Origin of the sequence: Micromonospora sp. NPDC007220 (assembly GCF_040634035.1) — a bacterium.
Taxonomy (GTDB): Bacteria; Actinomycetota; Actinomycetes; order Mycobacteriales; family Micromonosporaceae; genus Micromonospora; species Micromonospora reichwaldensis.
Map to the genome: position 1 here is coordinate 85,936 of NZ_JBEYEU010000006.1, position 20,606 is coordinate 106,541.

Annotated in this window: 12 protein-coding genes and 1 pseudogene; 3 read left to right on the forward strand and 10 right to left on the reverse strand. The window is 70.5% G+C overall.

Annotated elements, in window-relative coordinates:
- Window positions 1–20 precede the first annotated feature (20 nt).
- Window positions 21–2,771, forward strand: a complete 2,751-nt coding sequence (locus tag ABZ573_RS14640; RefSeq protein WP_358118483.1) for a beta-L-arabinofuranosidase domain-containing protein — start codon at window positions 21–23, stop codon at window positions 2,769–2,771.
- A 28-nt stretch (window positions 2,772–2,799) separates the two neighbouring features.
- On the opposite strand, the gene ABZ573_RS14645 is transcribed toward ABZ573_RS14640, so the two are convergent.
- From ABZ573_RS14645 to araB, 9 genes are all read right to left on the reverse strand, one after another.
- Window positions 2,800–3,792 carry a LacI family DNA-binding transcriptional regulator gene (locus ABZ573_RS14645; protein WP_192581264.1) on the reverse strand — a complete coding sequence of 331 codons (993 nt, stop codon included), beginning with the start codon at window positions 3,790–3,792 and terminating at the stop codon, window positions 2,800–2,802.
- 311 nt (window positions 3,793–4,103) lie between these two features.
- Entirely contained in the window at window positions 4,104–6,188 is a 2,085-nt protein-coding gene (locus ABZ573_RS14650) for an RICIN domain-containing protein (protein WP_358118485.1), read from the reverse strand.
- A gap of 366 nt (window positions 6,189–6,554) precedes the next feature.
- Window positions 6,555–8,057, reverse strand: coding sequence for an L-arabinose isomerase (araA, locus tag ABZ573_RS14655; protein WP_358118487.1), 1,503 nt, complete (start codon window positions 8,055–8,057; stop codon window positions 6,555–6,557).
- Between the two features lie 26 nt (window positions 8,058–8,083).
- Window positions 8,084–9,076, reverse strand: coding sequence for a galactofuranose ABC transporter, permease protein YjfF (gene yjfF, locus ABZ573_RS14660; protein ID WP_151452863.1), 993 nt, complete (start codon window positions 9,074–9,076; stop codon window positions 8,084–8,086).
- Complete coding sequence (locus tag ABZ573_RS14665) at window positions 9,073–10,143, reverse strand: ABC transporter permease (RefSeq protein ID WP_151452864.1); 1,071 nt, start codon at window positions 10,141–10,143, stop codon at window positions 9,073–9,075. Before ABZ573_RS14665 ends, yjfF begins: the two co-directional genes overlap by 4 nt.
- The gene (locus ABZ573_RS14670; protein WP_327028893.1) at window positions 10,140–11,681 is read right to left on the reverse strand and encodes a sugar ABC transporter ATP-binding protein; all 1,542 of its coding nucleotides are present in this window, start codon (window positions 11,679–11,681) and stop codon (window positions 10,140–10,142) included. Before ABZ573_RS14670 ends, ABZ573_RS14665 begins: the two co-directional genes overlap by 4 nt.
- An 89-nt stretch (window positions 11,682–11,770) precedes the next feature.
- Complete coding sequence (locus ABZ573_RS14675; RefSeq protein WP_327028894.1) at window positions 11,771–12,763, reverse strand: ABC transporter substrate-binding protein; 993 nt, start codon at window positions 12,761–12,763, stop codon at window positions 11,771–11,773.
- 89 nt (window positions 12,764–12,852) lie between these two features.
- Complete coding sequence (locus ABZ573_RS14680) at window positions 12,853–13,536, reverse strand: L-ribulose-5-phosphate 4-epimerase (RefSeq protein WP_151452867.1); 684 nt, start codon at window positions 13,534–13,536, stop codon at window positions 12,853–12,855.
- Window positions 13,533–15,218: a ribulokinase gene (gene araB, locus ABZ573_RS14685; RefSeq protein ID WP_358118491.1), complete on the reverse strand. Its 1,686-nt coding sequence runs from the start codon at window positions 15,216–15,218 to the stop codon at window positions 13,533–13,535. The genes ABZ573_RS14680 and araB overlap by 4 nt, the downstream gene beginning before the upstream one ends.
- An 843-nt stretch (window positions 15,219–16,061) precedes the next feature.
- Between araB and ABZ573_RS14690 the strand changes: the two genes are divergently transcribed.
- Window positions 16,062–17,579: a ricin-type beta-trefoil lectin domain protein gene (locus ABZ573_RS14690; protein WP_358118666.1), complete on the forward strand. Its 1,518-nt coding sequence runs from the start codon at window positions 16,062–16,064 to the stop codon at window positions 17,577–17,579.
- A gap of 80 nt (window positions 17,580–17,659) precedes the next feature.
- Here ABZ573_RS14690 and ABZ573_RS14695 read toward each other — a convergent pair.
- Window positions 17,660–18,139, reverse strand: a pseudogene (locus ABZ573_RS14695) (cellulose-binding protein); the annotation flags it as partial.
- 609 nt (window positions 18,140–18,748) lie between these two features.
- On the opposite strand from ABZ573_RS14695, the gene ABZ573_RS14700 reads away from it, so the two are divergent.
- Window positions 18,749–20,470: a family 43 glycosylhydrolase gene (locus ABZ573_RS14700; RefSeq protein WP_358118668.1), complete on the forward strand. Its 1,722-nt coding sequence runs from the start codon at window positions 18,749–18,751 to the stop codon at window positions 20,468–20,470.
- Window positions 20,471–20,606: the final 136 nt, after the last annotated feature.

Here is a 20,606-nt window from a genome sequence, read left to right on the forward strand (position 1 = left end):
CCCCGCTTCCGGAGGCCCTGATGCCCACTCCCTTCCTCAACCGTCGACTCCTGCTCAGGTCCGCCGGCGTGGCCGCCGTCGCCGCCACCGGCGGGCCCGTCCTCGGCGCCGTCACCGGCGGCGACGCGGCAAGCGCCGCCCTGCCCCCGGCCCGGTCCGACATCGGCGTCTCCGCCTACGCGTTCGAGCCCGGCCAGGTCCGGCTGTCGGCGAGCCGCTGGCAGGAGAACCAGAGCCGCACGCTGAACTACCTGCGGTTCGTCGACGTCGACCGGCTGCTCTACAACTTCCGCGCCAACCACCGCCTCTCCACGGCCGGCGCCGCGCCGACCGGCGGCTGGGACGCCCCGACGTTTCCGTTCCGCACCCACATGCAGGGACACGTCCTGACCGCCTGGGCCCACGCCTGGGCGGTGCTCGGGGACGCCACCTGCCGGGACAAGGCGAACCGCATGGTGGCGGAACTGGCCAGGTGCCAGGCCAACAACGCGGCCGCCGGCTTCAACACCGGATACCTGTCCGGCTTCCCGGAGTCGGACTTCACCGCGCTGGAGGCGCGGACGCTGAGCAACGGCAACGTGCCGTACTACTGCATCCACAAGACACTCGCCGGGCTGCTCGACGTCTGGCGCCTCGTCGGCAACACCCAGGCCCGCGACGTGCTGCTGGCACTCGCCGGCTGGGTCGACTGGCGCACCGCCCGGCTCACCACCGCCCAGACGCAGGCCATGCTGGGCACCGAGTTCGGCGGCATGAACGCCGTCCTGGCGGACCTGTACCAGCAGACCGGAACCGCCCGGTGGCTCACCGCCGCCCAGCGGTTCGACCACAACGCCGTGTTCAACCCCCTCGCCGCCAACTCCGACCAGCTCAACGGGCTGCACGCCAACACGCAGGTGCCGAAGTGGATCGGCGCGGCCCGGGAGTTCAAGGCCACCGGCACCACCCGGTACCGGGACATCGCCAGCAACGCCTGGAACATCACCGTCGACGCGCACAGCTACGTGATCGGCGGCAACAGCCAGGCCGAGCACTTCCGCTCCCCCGACGCCATCGCCGGGTACCTGCGCACCGACACCTGCGAGGCCTGCAACACCTACAACATGCTGAAGCTGACCCGGGAGCTGTGGCTGCTGGACCCGAACCGGGCCGCCTACTTCGACTTCTACGAGCGGGCGCTGCTCAACCACATGATCGGCCAGCAGAACCCGGCCGACGCCCACGGCCACGTCACCTACTTCACGCCGCTGAACCCGGGCGGCCGGCGCGGGGTCGGTCCGGCGTGGGGCGGGGGCACCTGGAGCACCGACTACGACTCGTTCTGGTGCTGCCAGGGCACCGGTCTGGAGACCAACACCACGCTGATGGACTCCATCTACTTCCACAACGGCACCACGTTGACGGTGAACCTGTTCATGCCGTCGGTACTCACCTGGACGCAGCGCGGGATCACGGTCACCCAGAGCACCTCGTACCCGGTCGGCGACACCACCACCCTGACCGTGACCGGCTCGGCCGGCGGATCGTGGACGATGCGGATCCGGATCCCCGGATGGACCAGCGGCGCCAGCGTCAGCGTCAACGGCACGCCGCAGAACATCGCCACGACCCCCGGCAGCTACGCCAGTCTCACCCGCTCCTGGGCCTCCGGCGACGTGGTCACGGTCCGGCTGCCGATGCGGGTCGTCATGTCGGCCGCCAACGACAACGCCGCGGTGCAGGCCGTCACGTACGGCCCGGTGGTGCTCTCCGGCAACTACGGCAACACCGCCCTGAGCGGGTTGCCCGCGCTGAACGCCGGTTCGATCACGCGTACCAGCACCAGCGCCCTCGCGTTCACCGCCGTCGCCAACGGCGCCACGGTCGGCCTCGGACCCTTCCACGACGCGCACGGGCACAACTACACCGTCTACTGGAGCGTCGCCGGCAACGGCGGCGGCAACGCGAGCTTCCGTCTGGTCAACGCGGCCAGCGGCCTGGTGCTCGGCATCCGGGACATGTCCACCGCCGACGGCGGCCCCGCCCTCCAGTGGGGCGACACCGGCACCGCCGACCACGACTGGCAGCTCCTACCCGGCGGGTCGACGATCCGGCTGCGCAACGTCCACAGCGGCAAGGTACTCGGCGTGGAGGGCATGTCCACCGCCGACGACGCCCGCATCGTCCAGTGGGCCGACAACGGCACCGCCGACCACGACTGGACGCCCGTCGACGTGGGCGACGGCACGCACAAGCTGCGCAACGCGCACACCGGCAAGCTGCTCGCCATCTCCGGCGGCGCCACCGCCCAGGGCGCCCAGGCGGTGCAGGACCAGGACAACGGCAGCCCGGACAACCAGTGGAGGTTCGTGCCCAACGGCGCCCGCCGGATCCAGAACCTCGCCAGCGGGCTCGTGCTCGGGGTGCGGGACATGTCCACCACCGACGGCGGCCTCGTCCTCCAGTGGGGCGACACCGGCACCGCCGACCACCTGTGGACCGCGATCGTGGACACCGGCGGCTACCTGCGGCTGCGCAACTCGCACAGCGGCAAGGTGCTCGGGGTCGAGGGCGGCGCCAGCGCCGCCGGCGCCCGGATCGTGCAGTGGGCCGACAACGGCGCGAACGACCACCGGTGGCGGCTGCGGTACGGCGGCAACGGCTACTTCCGCGTCCAGTGCGCCAACGGCGGCCGGGTCCTCGGGGTGAGCGGCGGCTCCGGCAGCCAGGGCGCGCAGATCGTCCTCGGCACCGACAGCGGGGCCGCCGACCAGCGTTGGCGGTTCGTCTGAACCGTGTCGCGAGGACCTCCACCCGGCCCTAACGGCGCGGCGGCGCCCCGACGCTGCGGCGGGCGACCAGGCTCGGTGCGACCGTCTGCCGAAGCGGGCCGACGACCTGCGACGACTCGATCTGGGCGAGCAGCAGGTCCAGGCTCGCCCGGGCGACCGCGGCGAAGTCGGGACGCACGGTGGTCAGCGGCGGGATGAAGTACGCCGCCTCGGGCACGTCGTCGAAGCCGACCACGCTGATGTCGTCCGGCACCCGCAGGCCGTGCTCGTGCAGCGCCCGCAGCACGCCCAGCGCCAGGTGGTCGTTGGCGGTGAACACCGCGGTGACCTCCGGTATCCGGGCGAGCATCTGCCCGCACCGGTAGCCGGCCGCCGCGGACCAGTCCGCCGGGATCAGCGGCGGCGCCTCGGCACCCGCCGACCGCAGGGCCTCCCGCCACCCCTCGATGCGGCCCGCGCTGTCGAACCAGTCGGGCGGGCCAGACACGTGCCAGACCGTCCGGTGCCCGGCGTCGAGGAGATGCTGCGTGGCGGCGCGGGCACCGGCGACCTGGTCGACCGTCACCAGCGGAATCGGCCGCCGCGGGTCGCCGTCGACGGTTACCAGGGGTACGTCCTTCGGCAGCCGTCCGAGCGCCTCCCCGGCCGACTCGACGGGCGCGATCACCACGATGCCGGCGACCCGGTGCGCGAGGTGCCGCTCCACCGCCGCGGAGATGGACTGGTGGTCGAGGTCGCTGACGCTGCCGACGCTAACCGCGAAGCCCGCCTCGGCGGCCGCCTGTTCCAGGGCGGTCAGCAGCGAGGCCGGGCCGAAGAGGGTGGTGTTCTGCGCGACCACCCCGATCACCTGGGACCGGCCGGTGACCAGTGCCCGCGCGGCCCGGTTGGGCCGGTAGCCCAGCTCGGTGATCGCCGCCTGGACGCGCAGCCGGGTCTGCTCGCGCACGTTGGGGTGCCCGTTGAGGACCCGGGACACCGTCTGGTGGGAGACGCCGGCGAGGCGAGCCACGTCCGTCATCGCGGGACTGCGCACGGCCACCTCACTTCCCCGCCTGCCCGTCGACGATCGCACACGTCGTCGTCGACGGGAGCGGCCATCGTGTTGCTGCCTCCGCCACGGCGACGTGTGCCGGGTGACCGGTGGAAACGCCGACAGTCTACGCCAGTCGTCCCGTCGGTCAGGGTGCGGCTGAGCCGGCACACCAGACGGGACTGCCGGCGGCGCGCGCCCCGGGGCGGGAGCGGTTTCCGATGGTTCCCCGCACCCCGCCCCGGACCATTCGCCGTACGATCCTCAGGCTCTCGTACGCCTGGGAACGGTGACCGGTGTCATGGTGTCGTCAGGGTGAACCGGCGCACCGTCACCTGGCCGCCCAACGACTGGGTGGCGTAGTTGAAGATGCCGAACCGGTATCCCATGAAGAACTGCCAGGCGTTGTTGAGGGTCAGGGCGTTGCCCAGCGGGACGAACGTGACCCCGTCGGTGCTGTACGAGAACCTCGCCTGGCGACCCGAGCCGGGCCGGATGTCGGCGTTGGCGCGCAACCAGATCCGCCCGCCGGACACCGGCGCGCTGGCGATCTCGGTTCCGGTGCCGGTGGTGTTCCAGTTGTCGGTGCCCATGGTCAGGCCGTTGGTCATGACCACCCGCATGGCCCCGTTGTCGCGCTTGACGCCGATCCACGCCGAGGTGTCGCGCAGCATCGCCAGCCCGGTCCGGTCGCCGTCGCGCATCGTGGAGTAGTCCAGTTCGATGGTGCCCGTCGAGGTCGGACCCTGGATCCGGTGGGTCACCGTGTTGCGCGCCCGGTAGAGGTCGTTGGTCACCGTCGCGGTCTGCAGGCGCAGCCCGTTGTTCACCGACCACCGGCTGTTGTCCGGGTTGTGGTTCCACTCGTACTGGACGCCGAGGGTGGTGCCGGGGAAGGTGTCGGTCCCGGTGAGCGGCTTGACCGGACGCGACGGCAGCGGGTTGGGGTAGTTGACGCCCCAGGAGCCGTTGACCGTCTGCACCTGGGGCCAACCGTCGCTGGTCCAGGTGATGGGGGCCAGCGTCGGCATCCGGCCGCCGGGGTACGCGTCGGTGAACGCCATGTAGTACCAGCCCCCGTTCTGGGTCTGCACCAGTCCGCCCTGGTGCGGCACCCCACCGCCGGAGATCGGACCCGGCATGTTGAGCAGCACCTGTCGCTGCTCGTACGGACCGAACGGGCCGTTCGTCGACTTCAGCACGTACTGGCCGTTGGCCGGGCGGGTGAGCCAGATGTAGTAGGCGCCGTTGCGCTTGTAGAAGCGCGCTCCCTCCAGCGTGCCGATGCTCGACGGTGTCTGGTACACCTGCTGGGCCCGCACCTGGGTACGCCCGTCCGGCGACAGCTGGGCCACGCTGATCGTGCCGTTGCCGTACGCGACGTACATGGTGTCGTTGTCGTCGACGAGCATCCCGGCGTCGTAGTAGCAGTTGGGGATGGTGGTGTGGCGGCTCCACGTGCCGTCGACGGCGGACGCGGTGTAGATGTGCGTCTGGGCGAAGTCGATGCAGCCGGCCCAGTAGAAGGTGCGGTTGCTCGGCCGGTAGTTCAGCGTGGAGGCCCAGATGCCGTCGACGTACCCGTGGCTGCCGTTGGCCAGGTCGTACTTCGTGCCGAAGTCCAGCCGGGGCACCGAGTGCCCGGCGAACTCCCAGTTCACCAGGTCCCACGACCGCAGCACGGGGGCGCCGGGCGAGTAGTGCATGGTGGAGGCCGACATGTAGTAGACGTCGCCGACCCGGATGATGTCGACGTCGGCGAAGTCCTGCCAGACGACCGGGTTGCTGAAGGTGCCGCCGGGGTTGCCGCTGTCGCCGACGCGGACCAGCTGCCACTGCTGATGGCCACCGTTGAAGTCGTCGTACTGCACGATGTTGCCGCCGTCAGCGGTGGAGGCGTTCTGCACCTCGACCACCTTGTTCGAGTTCCGGTTGATCAACCGCACGTACCCGTCGGCTGAGTCCGCCAGCCGGAACTGCTGGTTCGTCCCGTTGCCGTCGCTCCACTGCACGATGCTGGCGCCGTTGGCCGTGGAGAAGTTGTAGACGTCGAGCACCTTGCCCGAGTGGCGGGACTTCAACCGGTAGTACCCGCCGCCGGAGTCGACGAACTGCCACTGCTGCCCGTTGCCGTTGTTGCGCGGCCACTGCGTGATCCGCGCCCCGTCGTTCGTGGCCCCGTTGTACAGGTCCAGCACCTTGCCGCTGTTGCGATTCACCAACACGTACCACGCGCTGGTGTCCACCGTCGCCGCCGCAGCCGGCCCCGGAGACACCGCGACGAGCCCGCTCGCCGCGAGCACCGCGACCACCGCGGCCGAGACACGCGACAACCAACCACGCCGTCGGGGCACAGCCCGCGAGGGCCCACCAATGGCAACCATGATCCTCCTTCGAGAGCGCTGACACGATCCGGATTCCGTCGGGGAGCGTCACCCGGGAGCCTGCGACCACCGCGGCGATCGGCCATCTCGAATGTGATCGCTCACAGCCGTGCCACCGTCATGACGCACAGAGTCGCACGACCCCGGCAAGGAGGTCTTCGGCCGGCATGCCCGTGGAGGCCGATCGACCCATCCATCGACTGTGAGCGATAACATGACGTTCGTCAAGACGTCACGCATGAGCCTTGACAGCGACCGGAACGCCGACGGGGGCCCTCCCGGCACGGGAGGACCACCCGGGGCCACCGACGGAACCGACCAGCGGGCCAGGCCGAGGGCGCGCTGGTGGTTGCCCTCCTGCGCGGGTCAGAACCCCCTGGCGAGGCGGTAGTAGGCCTGGTTCCACCGGATCTCGTCGGCGAAGCGGCGGGGCTCGGTGTGCTCGTCGATGACGACCAGCTCGGTGCGTACCATCTCGGCCAGGTCGTGCAGCTCCTCCACGCCCACCGCCTGGGACAGCACGGTGTGGTGCGGGGCGCCGGCGGTGATCCAGGCCTCCGCCGAGCCGGCCAGGTGCGGGCGGGGCCGCCACACCGCCCGGGCGACCGGCAGCCGGCGCAGCGGGTGCGGCGGCGCCACCACGTCGACCTCGTTGGCCACCAGGCGGAAGCGCTCCCCCATGTCCGCGAGACCGAGCACCACCGCCGGGCCGGGCGCGGCGTCGAACACCAGCCTGACCGGGTCCTCGCGGCCGCCGATGCTCAGCGGGTGGACCTCGACCTTCGGGGTGTCACCGGCGATCGTCGGGCAGACCTCGAGCATGTGGGCGCCGAGCACCAGCTCGTCGCCCGGCGTCAGGTCGTAGGTGTAGTCCTCCATGAAGGACGTCCCACCCTCGACCCCGACCGCCATCGCCTTGAGCGAGTGCACCAGCACCGAGGTCTTCCAGTCGCCCTCGCCGCCGAAGCCGTAGCCGTCGGCCATGAGTCGCTGCACGGCGATGCCGGGCAGTTGGCGCAGACCGCCGAGGTCCTCGAAGTTCGTGGTGAAGGCCCGGAAGCCGCCCTCCTCGAGGAACGCGCGCAGGCCGCGTTCGAGGCGCGCGGCGTAGCGCAGCGAGTCGTGTCGCTCCCCGCCGGGCCGCAGCTGCGGGTCGACCCGGAAGGTGTCGTCGTACTCCTTGACCAGGTCGTCGATCTGCGCGTCGGCCACCTGGTCGACGACCGCGACGAGATCGTTGACGCCGTACGTGTTGACCGAGACGCCGAAGCGCAGCTCCGCCTCGACCTTGTCGCCCTCGGTCACGGCGACGTCGCGCATGTTGTCGCCGAAGCGGGCCAGCCGCAGCGACCGCATCGCCGAGTAGCCGAGCGCGGCCCGGGCCCAGGCGCCGACCCGGGCGGTCACCCGGGGGTCGCTGACGTGCCCGGCGACGGTCTTGCGGGCGACGCCGAGCCGGGTCTGGATGAAGCCGAACTCGCGGTCGCCGTGCGCGGCCTGGTTCAGGTTCATGAAGTCCATGTCGATCTCGTCCCAGGGCAGCAGGACGTTGGCCTGGGTGTGCAGGTGCAGCAGCGGCGTCCGCAGGGCGTCCAGGCCGGCGATCCACATCTTGGCCGGCGAGAAGGTGTGCATCCAGGCGATCACCCCGACCACACCCTGCGCGGCGGCGTCCCGACAGGCCTTGAGGATGTCGACGCTGGAGGTCAGGACCGGCTTCCAGACCACCCGGACGGGGATCCCCGGCGCGTCGTCGAGCTGCGCGGCGATCTGCCGGGACTGCTCGGCGACCTGCCGGAGGGTGTCCTCGCCGTACAGGCCCTGGCTTCCGGTGAGGAACCAGACCTCGGGTTGGGGGTGCGTTGCCATGCAGTTGCCTTCCGCGAGATGGGCGGTCACTTGAAGCGGATGCCGATGAGGCGCTGGAGGAGGATGAAGGCGAAGAGCAGGCCACCGATCACGATCCTCGTCCACCAGGAGTTCAGGCTCCCGTCGAAGGTGATCAGGGTCTGGATCACGCCCAGCACCAGCACACCCAGCACGGTGCCGAAGACGTAGCCGGACCCGCCGGTGAGCACGGTGCCGCCGATGACGACAGCCGCGATCACGTCCAACTCCATGCCGATGGCGATCAGCGGTGCGCCGGAGAGCGTGTAGAACGACAGCAGGATGCCGCCGATAGCCGAGCAGAGGCCGCTGACCGTGTAGACGGCGATTCGGGTACGCCCCACCGGCAGGCCCATCAGCAGCGCCGACTGGGGGTTGCCGCCGATCGCGTACACGGTGCGGCCGAAGCGGGTGTACGCCAGCACGTACGCGGCGACCAGCACCACCGCGAACGCGATCAGCACGATGATCGACACGAAGTTGCCGCGCGGGTCGCCGATGCGCTCCTGCGACACGGCCGTCCAGAAGCCGTCGGTGATGGGGATGGACGCGTCGCTGATGAACGTGCACATGCCCCGGGCGAAGAACATCCCGGCGAGGGTGACGATGAACGGTTGGATCTCGAAGAAGTGGATCGCGCAGCCCATCAGGAACCCGAGCGTCGGGCCGATCAGCAGCGCGACGACCAGCACCAGGGCCGCGGGCAGACCGTCCTGGAGCAGCGACGCCGACACCATGGCGGTCATCGCGACGACGGAGCCGACCGACAGGTCGATGCCGCCGGTGAGGATCACGAAGGTCATGCCGACCGCGACGACCAGCAGGAAGCCGTTGTCGATGAAGACGTTGAAGACGACCTGGACGTTGGAGAACGCCCGGTACTGGGACACGCCGACGCCGTACATGACCAGCAGCAGGGCGAGGGTGGCCAGGACCGGGACGTGCCGTCGGGGCACCCTGGGTCGCCAGGCACGGCCGGTGGTCAGTGACGTGCTGCTCATGCCGGCACCTGCTCCTTCTCCCGCCGCCGCGCCGTGGGCCCGGGCGTGGTGCCGCGACGGCGGCGGCTGAACCTGGCCCGGAACGCCGGCGCCTGGATGAGGCAGACGGCGATGACGACGACCGCCTTGAACAGCAGGGCCGTCTGCGGCGAGATGTTCATGGCGTACACCGAGGTGGTGAGGGTCTGGATGATCAGCGCGCCGAGGATGGTGCCGCCGAGGGAGAACCGGCCACCGGCGAGTGAGGTGCCGCCGATGACCACCGCGAGGATCGCGTCGAGCTCCACCCAGAGGCCGGCGGCGTTGCCGTCGGCGCTGGACACGTTCGCCGTCATCATGAACCCGGCGACCGCGGCGCAGGCGGCGCTGAGCACGTACACGAGGAAGACGACGCGGCTGGATCGGATGCCGGCCAGCCGGCTCGCCTCGGCGTTGCCGCCGACCGACTCGACGATCAGACCGAGCGCGGTACGCCGGGTGAAGGCGGCGATGAGCAGGGCCGCCGCGAGGGCGATGAAGACGGCCAGCGGCAGGGTCAGGAAGTGCCCGAGCCCGATCGCCCGGTACGGCCCGGAGTTGATCGTGATGATCTGGCCCTCGGTGACCAGTTGCGCGAGCCCTCGGCCGGCCACCATGAGGATCAGCGTGGCGATGATGGGCTGGATGCCGATGACGGCGACCAGCACCCCGTTCCAGGCGCCGAGCGCGAGCGCGGCGCCGAAGGCCAGCGCGAGCGCCGTGAGCACGGTCGCCGGGCTGTTCTGGTCGGGCGCCTCGCTGATGTGGAGGCAGGCGATGGCGCCGCTGATGGCACAGAGCGATCCGACGGAGAGGTCGATGCCGCCGGTGGCGATGACGAGGGTCATGCCCAGCGCCACCAGCATCAGCGGTGCGCTCAGCCGGAGGATGTCGACCGGGGTGCCGTAGAGGTGCCCGTTCTTGACCTCGATGGAGAGGAAGCCGGGCCGGTAGATCGTGTTGGCCAGGATCATGACCACCAGCACGAGCACCGGCCAGAACAGGCGGTGGCCGGTAAGCGGGCGGAGGCGGTCGGCGACGGCGTTCACCGGATCACCTCCGCACCGGTGGTGCCGCTGGCGATGGTCCGCATGACGCGGTCGGCGTCGAGGGTGTCGTCGTTGTCGAGTTGGGCGACCATCGTCCGGTCACGCATCACGGCGACGCGGTGGCTCAGCCGCAGCACCTCCTCCAGCTCGGCGGAAATGAACAGCACCGCCATGCCGTCGTCGGAGAGCTGGACCACCAGTTTCTGGATCTCGGCCTTCGCGCCGACGTCGATCCCCCGGGTGGGCTCGTCGAGGATGAGCAGGCGCGGCTCGGTGATGAGCCAGCGGGCCAGGAGCACCTTCTGCTGGTTGCCGCCGGAGAGGTTGCGCACCGGCAGATCCGGGTTCGCCGGCCGGATGCTGAGGGCCTGGATGTACTTCTCGACCAGCTCGTCCTGCCGGCGGCGGGGGATCGGCCGCAGCCACCCGCGGGCCGCCTGCATCGCGAGGATCATGTTCTCCCGCACCGACAGCTCGGGGACGACGCCCTCCGCGCGGCGGTTCTCGGAGCAGAACCCGACGCCGCGGTCGATGGCCTGGACCGGGTTACGCACCTGCGTCCCGCCGCCGTCGACGACGACCGTGCCGTGGTCGGCGCGGTCGGCGCCGAACAGCAGCCGCGCCACCTCGGTGCGGCCGGAGCCGAGCAGGCCGGCGAGCCCGACCACCTCGCCGGCGTGGATCCGCAGGCTGAAGGGGGCGACCGCACCCTTGCGGCCCAGCTCCGACGCGTCGACCAGCAGGGCCGCGTCGGACCGTACGGCGGCGGTCCGCTTCTGCTGCTCGTCGAGGCGCTCCAGGACGTCGAGCTCCTTGCCGATCATCTTCTCGACGAGGCTGAGCTGGGGCAGCTCCTCCGTCCGGTACTCCCCCACCAGGGCGCCGTTGCGCAGCACCGTGATGCGGTCGGCGATGCCGTAGACCTGGTCGAGGAAGTGCGTCACGAAGAGGATGCCGATGCCCTCGTCGCGTAGCTGCCGCATGATCCGGAAGAGCTGCGCGACCTCACCGGCGTCCAGGCTGGAGGTCGGCTCGTCGAGGATCAGGACCCGGGCCCGTACGTCGATCGCCCGGGCGATGGCGACCATCTGCTGCACCGCCAGGGAGTACGTGCCGAGCTGCGCGGTGACGTCGATGTCGAGATCCAGCCGGGCCAGGAGCGCCCGCGCCCGCCGGCGCATCTCGCCCCAGCGGATCGCGCCGAGACGACGGGGCTCCCGGCCGATGAAGATGTTCTCCGCCACGGACAGGTTGGTGCAGAGGTTGACCTCCTGGTAGACGGTGCTCACCCCGGAGGCCGACGCCTGCATCGGGCCGCTGAAGGCGACCTGCTCACCGTCGAGGACGACGGTGCCCTCGTCGATGGCGTAAACGCCGGTCAACACCTTGATCAGGGTCGACTTGCCGGCACCGTTCTCGCCCATCAGGGCGTGGACCTCGCCCGGGAACAGGCGGAGATCGACGTCGTGGAGCGCACGTACCCCGGGGAAGGTCTTGCTGATCCCGGTCATGGTCAGGACCGGACGGCTATCCGTCATCCCATCGGACCTCTTCTGGATGGTGTCGGTAGGACAGGAGCGAGCGACGGGCCGGGGTCGCCGTCGACGGACGGCGACCCCGGCGTCGGTCAGTACTTGCGGTTGGGCAGTGCCTCCTTGGCCTGCTCCTGGGTGAAGGTGGTCTCCTCGGTCTCGATCCGGGCCGGGACCTCCTCGCCGGCGTGGACCTTCTTCGCCAGGTCCATCAGCTGCGGGCCGAGCAGCGGGCTGCACTCGGCGATGAAGTTGAACCTGCCGTCGGCGAGGGCCTGCATGCCGTCCTTCACCGCGTCGATGGTGATGATGGTGATGTCCTTGCCGGGCACCTTGCCGGCCGCGGTGATCGCCTCCAGCGCGCCCAGACCCATGTCGTCGTTGTGCGCGAAGAGCACGTCGATCTTCGGGTTGGCTTTGAGGAACTGCTCCATGACCTGCTTGCCGTCGGCCCGCTTGAAGTCGCCTGACTGGGAGGCGACGATCTTCAGGTTCGGGTTGGCGGCGATCGCCTTGGCGAAGCCCTCCTTGCGGTCGTTGGCCGGCGCCGAGCCGGTGGTGCCCTGAAGCTCGACGACGTTCACCGGCCCGCTGGCGCTCTTGGTCTGCTCCACCAGCCACTCGCCGGCCAGCCGGCCCTCCTTGACGAAGTCCGAGCCGAGGAACGTCTTGTAGAGCGACTTGTCGGCCGAGTCGACGGAGCGGTCGGTCAGGATCACCGGGATGCCGGCGTCCTTGGCCTCCTTGAGCACGGTGTCCCAGCCGGACTCCACCACCGGCGAGAAGGCGATCACGTCGACCTTCTGCTGGATGAAGTTCCGGATCGCCTTGATCTGGTTCTCCTGCTTCTGCTGCGCGTCGTCGAACTTCAGCTCGATCCCCGCGGCGGCGGCGGCCTCCTTGATCGAGGTCGTGTTCGCCGTCCGCCAGCCGCTCTCCGCGCCGACCTGCGAGAAGCCCAGCGTGACCTTGCCGTCGTCGGCGGAGCCGTCGCCGGTGTCGCTGTTGCCGCAGGCCGCCAGGCTGCCCGTGAGCAGCACGGTGGCGACGACCGCGAGCAGGGTGCGTGCCGTTCTCCTGGTTCTCATCGGTTCTCCTCGGTGGGGTGGTCCGGACACGTGGCGCGCGCGTGTCCCGGTGTGGTGGTGAGGTTGGTACGAGAAGGGGCCGTTCCCGGTCAGCCGGATGCCGGGCGTTGGCCGTAGACGTTCTGATACCGGTCATGCAGCGAGCTGATGTCGGCCTGCGTCATCGGCAGCGGCTGCCCGAGCGCCCGTGCCAGGTGCGCGGTACGGGCGACGTCCTCGCACATCACCGCGGCCTTGACCGCCGCGCGGGCGTCCTTGCCGATCGTGAAGACCCCGTGGTTGCGCATGAGCACCGCCGGCGAGCGGTGCCCGGACAGGGTGCTGACGATGCCCTTGCCGATGTCGTCACCACCGATCAGCGCGAACGGCCCCACCGGGATCTCCCCGCCGAACTCGTCGGCCTGCGCGGTCAGCCAGCACGGGATGGACTCGCCCCGGGCCGCCCAGGCGGTGGCGTAGCTGCTGTGCGTGTGCACGACGCCACCGACCTCCGGCATGGCCCGGTAGACGTAGGCGTGCGCGGCGGTGTCGCTGGACGGCGCGCCGTTCCCGTCGACCACGGTCCCGTTCAGGTCGCACACGACCATGGTGTCCGCCGTCAGGGCGTCGTAGTCGACACCGCTGGGCTTGATCACCATGAGGTCCTGGCCCGGGACCCGCGCCGAGACGTTGCCGGCGGTCCAGGCCACCAGCGCGTACCGGGTCAATTCGGCGTGCAGGCGGGCCACCGTCTCCCGCAGGACGCTCACCTGCCGCGCCACGTCGTTGCTCATCCGATCGCCTCCAGAACCGTGTCGGTCCGCCCCGCGGCCGCGTCCAGGGCCGTGTTCCTGATCGCCCGCAGGCGGAGCATGACGTCGTCGCCGCCGCGGCCGAAGTGGTCGTGCAGCGCGCGGTACTCGGCGTAGAGGGCGTCGTACGCCCGCGCGTTGTCCGGGTCCGGCTGGTACACGCCCTCGTTCACCCGGCCCATCGCCGCCGAGGCCCGGTGGACGTCCGGGTACGCCCCGGCGGCGACGGCCGCGTGGATCGCCGAGCCGAGCGCCGGTCCCTGGGCGGAGCCGATGATGCCCAGCGGGCGGTTGGTGACGTCGGCGTAGATCTGCATGAGCAGCCGGTTCGAGGCGAGACCACCAGCGACGACCAGGTCGGTGACCGGTATCCCGGCCTCGACGAACGCCTCGATGATCATCCGGGTGCCGAACGCCGTGGACTCCAGCAGCGCCCGGTAGACGTCCTGCGGCCGGGTGGCCAGGGTCAGCCCGACGATCAGGCCGCTGAGGTCGTGGTTGACCAGCGGTGACCGGTTGCCGTTCCACCAGTCCAGCGCGATGAGGCCGTGGGCCCCGACCGGTTGGTCGGCGGTCAGTTCGGTCAACCGCTCGTGCGACGCGACTCCGGCCGGCGCGGCGTTCCTGACGAACCAGCCGAAGATGTCGCCGACCCCGCTCTGCCCGGCCTCGTAACCCCACGCACCCGCGCTGATGCCGCCGTCGACGACACCGCACATGCCGGGCACCTCGGCGGGGTGGGTGCCGTTGAGGACGTGGCAGGTGGAGGTGCCCATGATGGCCACCAGTCGGCCGGGGCTCAGTGCCTGGGCGGCGGCGGCGGTGACGTGGGCGTCGACGTTGCCGACCGCGACAGCGATGCCCGCCGGCAGCCCGGTCCAGGCGGCGGCGCGGGCGCTGAGGGTGCCGGCCCGCTCGCCCAGCGGCAGCAGGGGACCGTCCAACTTGGCCACGAAGTCGGCGAAGCCAGGGTTGAGGGCGCTCAGGTAGTCGGTCGACGGGTACCGGCCGTCCTGCCGGATGCCCTTGTATCCGGCGGTGCAGACGTTGCGGGTCTCCTCGTCGCACAACTGCCACACGATCCAGTCGGCGGCTTCGACGAAGCGCTCGGCACGGCGGTAGACCTCCGGATCCTCCTCGAGGATCTGGAGACCCTTGGCGAACTGCCACTCGGCGGAGATCTTGCCGCCGTAGCGGCCGATCCACGGCTCGTGCCGCTCGTGGGCCAACGCGTTGATGCGGTCGGCGTGCGACTGGGCGGCGTGGTGCTTCCACAGCTTCACCCAGGCGTGCGGCCGGTGGCGCAGCTCCGGGACCTCGCACAGCGGGGTGCCGTCGGCGAGCGTCGGCAGGACGGTGCAGGCGGTGAAGTCGGTGCCGATGCCGATGACCTGCGACGGGTCCACACCGGCGTCGGCCATGGCGGCGGGGACGGCGTGCCGAAGGACGTCGCGGTAGTCCTCCGGGTCCTGTAGGGCCCAGTCGGGAGGCAGTGCCGGGCCGCCGTCGGGGAGCACGGCCTCGATCACGCCGTGGCGGTACTCGTGCACCGCGGTCCCGACCTCGGCACCATCGCGAACCCGAACCACCAGCGCCCGCCCGGAGAGGGTGCCGTAGTCGACTCCGACCACGTACCGCTCGTCCGCACCGTCCACACTGCCCATGTCCACCTCCGATCAATGACCGGCATAGTGTTAACGCTCACATACAGCGCCGTCAAGACGTTGGCCGACAACAGCTCAGTAACGGAAGGATAGGCGGAGCGTGTGGCCCGGACCAGAGGCATCACACCCGGTCACCATTCCCGCGCTCTCGGCTGCCCGGACATGGTGCCGGCGCCCGCTCGGCGGAGGCACGGGGGCGGGAGCGCCCGGTGCCGCAGCCCCGGCGACAGATCGACGACTGTTAGCGAGAACATCCAGGCCTTCTCTGCCTTCTCGCGGGCGCACGACATCAGTCGCGCACGGACCGGCCCCCTGGGGACGCCGACTCCGGTGCGCGCACTGAGCTGCGACGCTCTCCGACCGAAGCCGACGCGGACCGCCATCAATCGTCGCGCGGATGACTCGGCCTCGTCGCATCCGATTTACATCAGTGGATGTCAGCGATAACATCCGTCTCATCGTGTCGGGTCCCCGGGCAGCCACCGGGCCGGAGCAGACCGGGAACGCGACGACGGACGGGCGAGCGACTAGTCCGGCACGAGGTCGGCCGAGGGCCGGACGATCCCCGTCCCGAGGTATTGCCGTCGATGCCCGCGGGCAGGGCCGGGCGACAGCCCACCGGCCACGCCCCGTGACGCCCTCGTTCGCCGCATCCCGGCGCCGGCGCCCGACCCGACGCCACTCACCGCTCCGACCGAGGAGGAACACGTGCGCAGACCGAGACAATGGCTCGCCGCCGCCCTGGGCATCCTGGCGGTGGCCCTCGCGGCGACCGTCGCGGACGGGGCCGTCGCGCCCCGTCCGGCACAGGCGCTGGACAACGGCGTCGCCCGGACGCCGCCGATGGGTTGGAACACCTGGAACACGTTCGGCTGCAACATCGACGAGACGCTCATCCGCCAGACGGCCGACGCGATCGTCGCCAACGGGCTGCGCGATCTCGGGTACCGGTACGTCGTCGTCGACGACTGCTGGTTCAACCCGGACCGGGACGCACAGGGCAACCTCCAGGCGCATCCGCAGCGCTTCCCGAGCGGGATGAAGGCGCTGGGCGACTACCTGCACTCGCGCGGCCTGTTGTTCGGCCTCTACCAGGCGCCGCTGGACCAGACCTGTGCGCAGTACTTCGACGCCTTCCCCGGCTCCACCGGCAGTCTCGGGCACGAGTACCAGGACGCCCGGCAGTTCGCCGCCTGGGGCGTGGACTACCTCAAGTACGACTGGTGCTCCCCCACCGGGACCATCAACGACCAGGTCGCCAGGTTCGGCATCATGCGGGACGCGCTGGCCGCCGCCGGCCGGCCGATCGTCTACAGCATCAACCCGAACAGCATCCACGAGAAGACCGGGCCGCAGCGCAACTGGAGCGACGTGGCGAACCTCTGGCGGACCACCGAGGACATCACCAACGCGTGGGACACCGGCCAGACCAACGGCTACCCGATGGGCATCCGGAACATCGTCGACGTCAACGTGCCGCTGGCCGGGTACGCCGCACCGGGCGGGTTCACCGACCCGGACATGCTGGAGGTCGGCAACGGCGGGATGAACGACACCGAGATGCGCAGCCACTTCGCGCTCTGGTCGCTCATGGCGGCGCCACTCATGATGGGCAACGACCTGCGCTCGGCCAGCGCGGCGACGCTGAGCATCCTGCGGAACCAGAACCTGGTCGCGATCAACCAGGACCCGCTCGGGCTCCAGGCGGTCCAGGTGTCGAACGACGGCACCCGGCGGGTGCTGGCGAAGCGGCTGGCCAACGGTGACGTCGCGGTCGCGCTGTTCAACCAGGGCAGCTCCACCACGACGATCTCCACGACGGCGGCGGCGATCGGCAAGAGCGGCACCTCGTTCACCCTGCGCGACGCGTGGACCAACGGCACCTCCACCAGCACCGGAACGATCTCCGCGAGCGTCCCGGCGCACGGCACGGTGGTGTACCGGGTCAGCGGCGGCGGCACCACGAACCCGCCGCCCCCCACCACGTTCCGGCTACGCAGCGAATCGGCCGGACGATGCCTCGACGTCGACAACTCCCAGACCGCCAACGGCACCGGGACGCTCATCTGGGACTGTCACGGCAACGCCAACCAGCAGATCAGCCAGAGCGGGCAGACGCTGCGCGTCCTCGGCAAGTGCCTGGACGTCCCGAGCACCGCCGCCAACGGCACCCGGGTGCAGCTCTGGGACTGCAACGGCGGCACCAACCAGCAGTGGACGTTCAACGGCAACGGCACGGTGAGCAGCGTCCGCTTCCCGTCCCTGTGCCTGGACGTCAACAACGGCGGCACCGCCAACGGGACCACGGTCATCCTCTGGTCCTGCCACGGCGGCACCAACCAGCGGTGGAGCCGGGTGTGACCGACGGCCACCGACCATAGTGCGGCCGGCCGGGTGGACACGCCTGCTCCCACCCGGCCGGCCGGACCCTTCGCCTCCTACTGGAACTGCGTGAAGAACCGCCAGGCCTCCCCCGGCACCCAGGTCCGGGTGCCGCTGTCACCCGGCGCCCCGTCCTGGGGCGCCGCGATGTGTCCTTCGTCGAACGCGATCCACTCCACCGGGTAGCCGGCGGCGCAGCCCGGGTACGCGGTCCGGACGTGGGTCAGGCTGCCCGTCGCGGGCTCGCGCGGGCTCTGCGCGGCGTAGGCGTTGTCCTGCACGAACCGGTCACGCAGCCACCGGCCGCTCGCGATGGGGAGCACCCCGTCGCGGGTGCCGTGCACCCCGAGGTACGCGACGCGGCCGGTGCCGTCGCTGCACCCGCTGAGCTGCGCGCCGGACAGGACCGCGACCGCGCGGAACACGGTCGGCCGGGCGCAGGCCACGGCGGAGCTCATCGCCCCGCCGAAGCTGAACCCGGTCGCGAAGCGCTGCCGCGTGTTCACGCAGAGGCCGCCCTCGATGAGCCTCAGCTGCTCCCTGTCTGGACCGCGCGAATCAGGACGGGCGCGCTCCTCGTGGTGCGTGTGGGAAAGACGCAAAAGGGCCGCGACCGCACCACGCGCCCGTCTCCCGCCCGCTTGCGACCCGGTGGCGATGTCGGCTCCCGCGACCAGCCAGCCCGAGGCCGCATGTTAGCGATAACAGAGCTAGGTGTCAATTGATGAGACAGGGTGCGAATTCGGCGCGACGTTCGCCGGCCGCGCCGTGGTCGCGGCCACGGACGCGGCGCTCCGGCTTGTCGTTGACGTCCACCGCCGAGGCCAGTACGGTGCATCGCAAGTAATCGATGTCAACGCCGTGACGTCCGCGTTGCCATCCCATCAAGCGCGACTCTCCGCACGCGTACCGGACCCAGCCCGCACGACGTGAGACAACCTTGATGTTCAGTGTTAGCGATAACAGGGATTCTTGCGGTCTCTCGGGTGCGCTGGAGTGCAGTCCCTCCGACAGCGCCTGCGGTGAAGAGCGCTGGACCGCCGACACCCTGGGGGTGAGCCTTGAAGCTGACACGTGCACGCCGGATCGGGACGAGAGCTCGGCACGCCATCGCCGTACTCGCCGGCCTGATCTGCACGGTCGCCCTCCTGCCCGGCACCGCGCAGGCCGACAACCCGATCGTCCAGCACATCTACACCGCCGACCCGGCGCCGATGGTGCACAACGGACGCGTCTACGTCTACACCGGGCACGACGAGGACGGCTCGACGTACTTCACCATGCGCGAGTGGCGGGTCTTCTCGTCGGCCGACATGGTCAACTGGACCGACCACGGCGTACCGATGAACCTCGGCACCTTCGCCTGGGCGGACGCGGACGCCTGGGCCGGCCACGTCGTCCCACGCAACGGAAAGTTCTACTGGTACGTCCCGGTGCGGCAGCGCGGCGGCGGAATGGTGATCGGGGTCGGTGTCGCCGACAGCCCGACCGGGCCGTTCCGGGACGCGCTCGGCCGCCCGCTGGTGGGCAACGGTGAGATCGACCCGCACGTCCTCGTCGACGACGACGGGCAGGCGTATCTGTACTGGGGCAACCCGAACCTGTGGTACGTGCGGCTCAATCCCGACATGATCTCGTTCTCCGGCAGCCCGACCCGGATCCCGCTCACCACCGCCGGGTTCGGCACCCGAACCGGCAACCCGAGCCGCCCGACCCTCTACGAGGAAGGCCCCTGGGTCTTCAAGCGCAACGGGCTCTACTACAACGTGTTCGCGGCGGAGTGCTGCTCCGAGTTCATCGCCTACTCGACGGCGCCCGGCCCGACCGGACCCTGGACGTACCGGGGCACGGTCATGCCCCGGCAGGGCGCCAGCTTCACCAACCACCCCGGCATCGTCGACTTCAACGGCGGGTCGTACTTCTTCTACCACAACGGGGCGCTGCCCGGCGGCGGCGGATTCACCCGGTCCGTGGCGGTGGAGAAGTTCGCCTACAACTCCAACGGCACGATCCCCACGATGAACATGACCACCGCCGGCGTTCCGCAGGTCGGCACGCTCAACCCGTACACCCGGCAGGAGGCCGAGACGATCGCCTGGGGTTCCGGCATCGAGACCGAGCCGTCCAGCGAGGGCGGCATGAACGTCGGCTATCTCGCCAACGGTGACTACATCAAGGTCAAGGGCGTCGCCTTCGGCGCCGGCGCGACCTCCTTCAGCGCCCGGGTGGCCTCCGGGGCGGCCGGTGGCCGGATCGAGGTACGGCTGGACAGCGCCACCGGCCCGCTCGCCGGCACCTGCGCCGTCGGCGGCACCGGCGGCTGGCAGACGTGGACCACCTCCACCTGCGCGATCAGCGGTGCCACCGGGACCCGTGACCTGTATCTGCGGTTCGCCGGGGGCACCGGAAACCTGTTCAACGTGAACTGGTGGCAGTTCGGCGGCGGGACGGCCACCCCGGCGTACCGGGTCACCAACCGCAACAGTGGCCAGGTCGTCGACGTCCAACAGCCGAACCTCGACGACCTCGCCGTGATCGGCCAGTGGACGGGCAACGGACAGAGCTGGCAACAGTGGCGGTTCCTCGACGCCGGCGGGGGCAACGTGCGCCTGCAGAGCGTCCACAGCGGCAAGTGCGTCGACGTGGTGGACTTCTCCACGGCCGACGGGGCCCGGATCGTCCAGTACACCTGCCATGACGGCCTCAACCAGGTGTTCAGCTGGCGCTCCACCGGCGATGGCTACCACCAGCTGGTCAACGTCAACAGCAACAAGTGCCTGAACGTGGTCGGCGGCTCCACCGCTCCCGGTGCCGCGTTGGAACAGCGGACGTGCGGCTCCGCCGCCAGCATGCAGTGGTCCCGCGCCTGAGTCGACCTCGGGAGAGGGCTGTGCGGCGACGCTCGACCGTCCCCGCACAGCCCTCGCGCCCGGGTGGTCATGCCCGGCCCGCCCCGCGCTTGACCCGCCCCGCACCGGAACCTAAACTCACGATCTGTTAACGCTA

What these genes read in the sequence shown, in the direction of transcription:
- ABZ573_RS14640 (WP_358118483.1), top strand. Translation starts at nt 21, where the DNA reads ATGCCCACTCCCTTCCTCAACCGTCGACTCCTGCTCAGGTCCGCCGGC.
- ABZ573_RS14645 (WP_192581264.1), bottom strand. Translation starts at nt 3,792, where the DNA reads ATGACGGACGTGGCTCGCCTCGCCGGCGTCTCCCACCAGACGGTGTCC.
- ABZ573_RS14650 (WP_358118485.1), bottom strand. Translation starts at nt 6,188, where the DNA reads ATGGTTGCCATTGGTGGGCCCTCGCGGGCTGTGCCCCGACGGCGTGGT.
- araA (WP_358118487.1), bottom strand. Translation starts at nt 8,057, where the DNA reads ATGGCAACGCACCCCCAACCCGAGGTCTGGTTCCTCACCGGAAGCCAG.
- yjfF (WP_151452863.1), bottom strand. Translation starts at nt 9,076, where the DNA reads ATGAGCAGCACGTCACTGACCACCGGCCGTGCCTGGCGACCCAGGGTG.
- ABZ573_RS14670 (WP_327028893.1), bottom strand. Translation starts at nt 11,681, where the DNA reads ATGACGGATAGCCGTCCGGTCCTGACCATGACCGGGATCAGCAAGACC.
- ABZ573_RS14675 (WP_327028894.1), bottom strand. Translation starts at nt 12,763, where the DNA reads ATGAGAACCAGGAGAACGGCACGCACCCTGCTCGCGGTCGTCGCCACC.
- ABZ573_RS14680 (WP_151452867.1), bottom strand. Translation starts at nt 13,536, where the DNA reads ATGAGCAACGACGTGGCGCGGCAGGTGAGCGTCCTGCGGGAGACGGTG.
- araB (WP_358118491.1), bottom strand. Translation starts at nt 15,218, where the DNA reads ATGGGCAGTGTGGACGGTGCGGACGAGCGGTACGTGGTCGGAGTCGAC.
- ABZ573_RS14690 (WP_358118666.1), top strand. Translation starts at nt 16,062, where the DNA reads ATGGGTTGGAACACCTGGAACACGTTCGGCTGCAACATCGACGAGACG.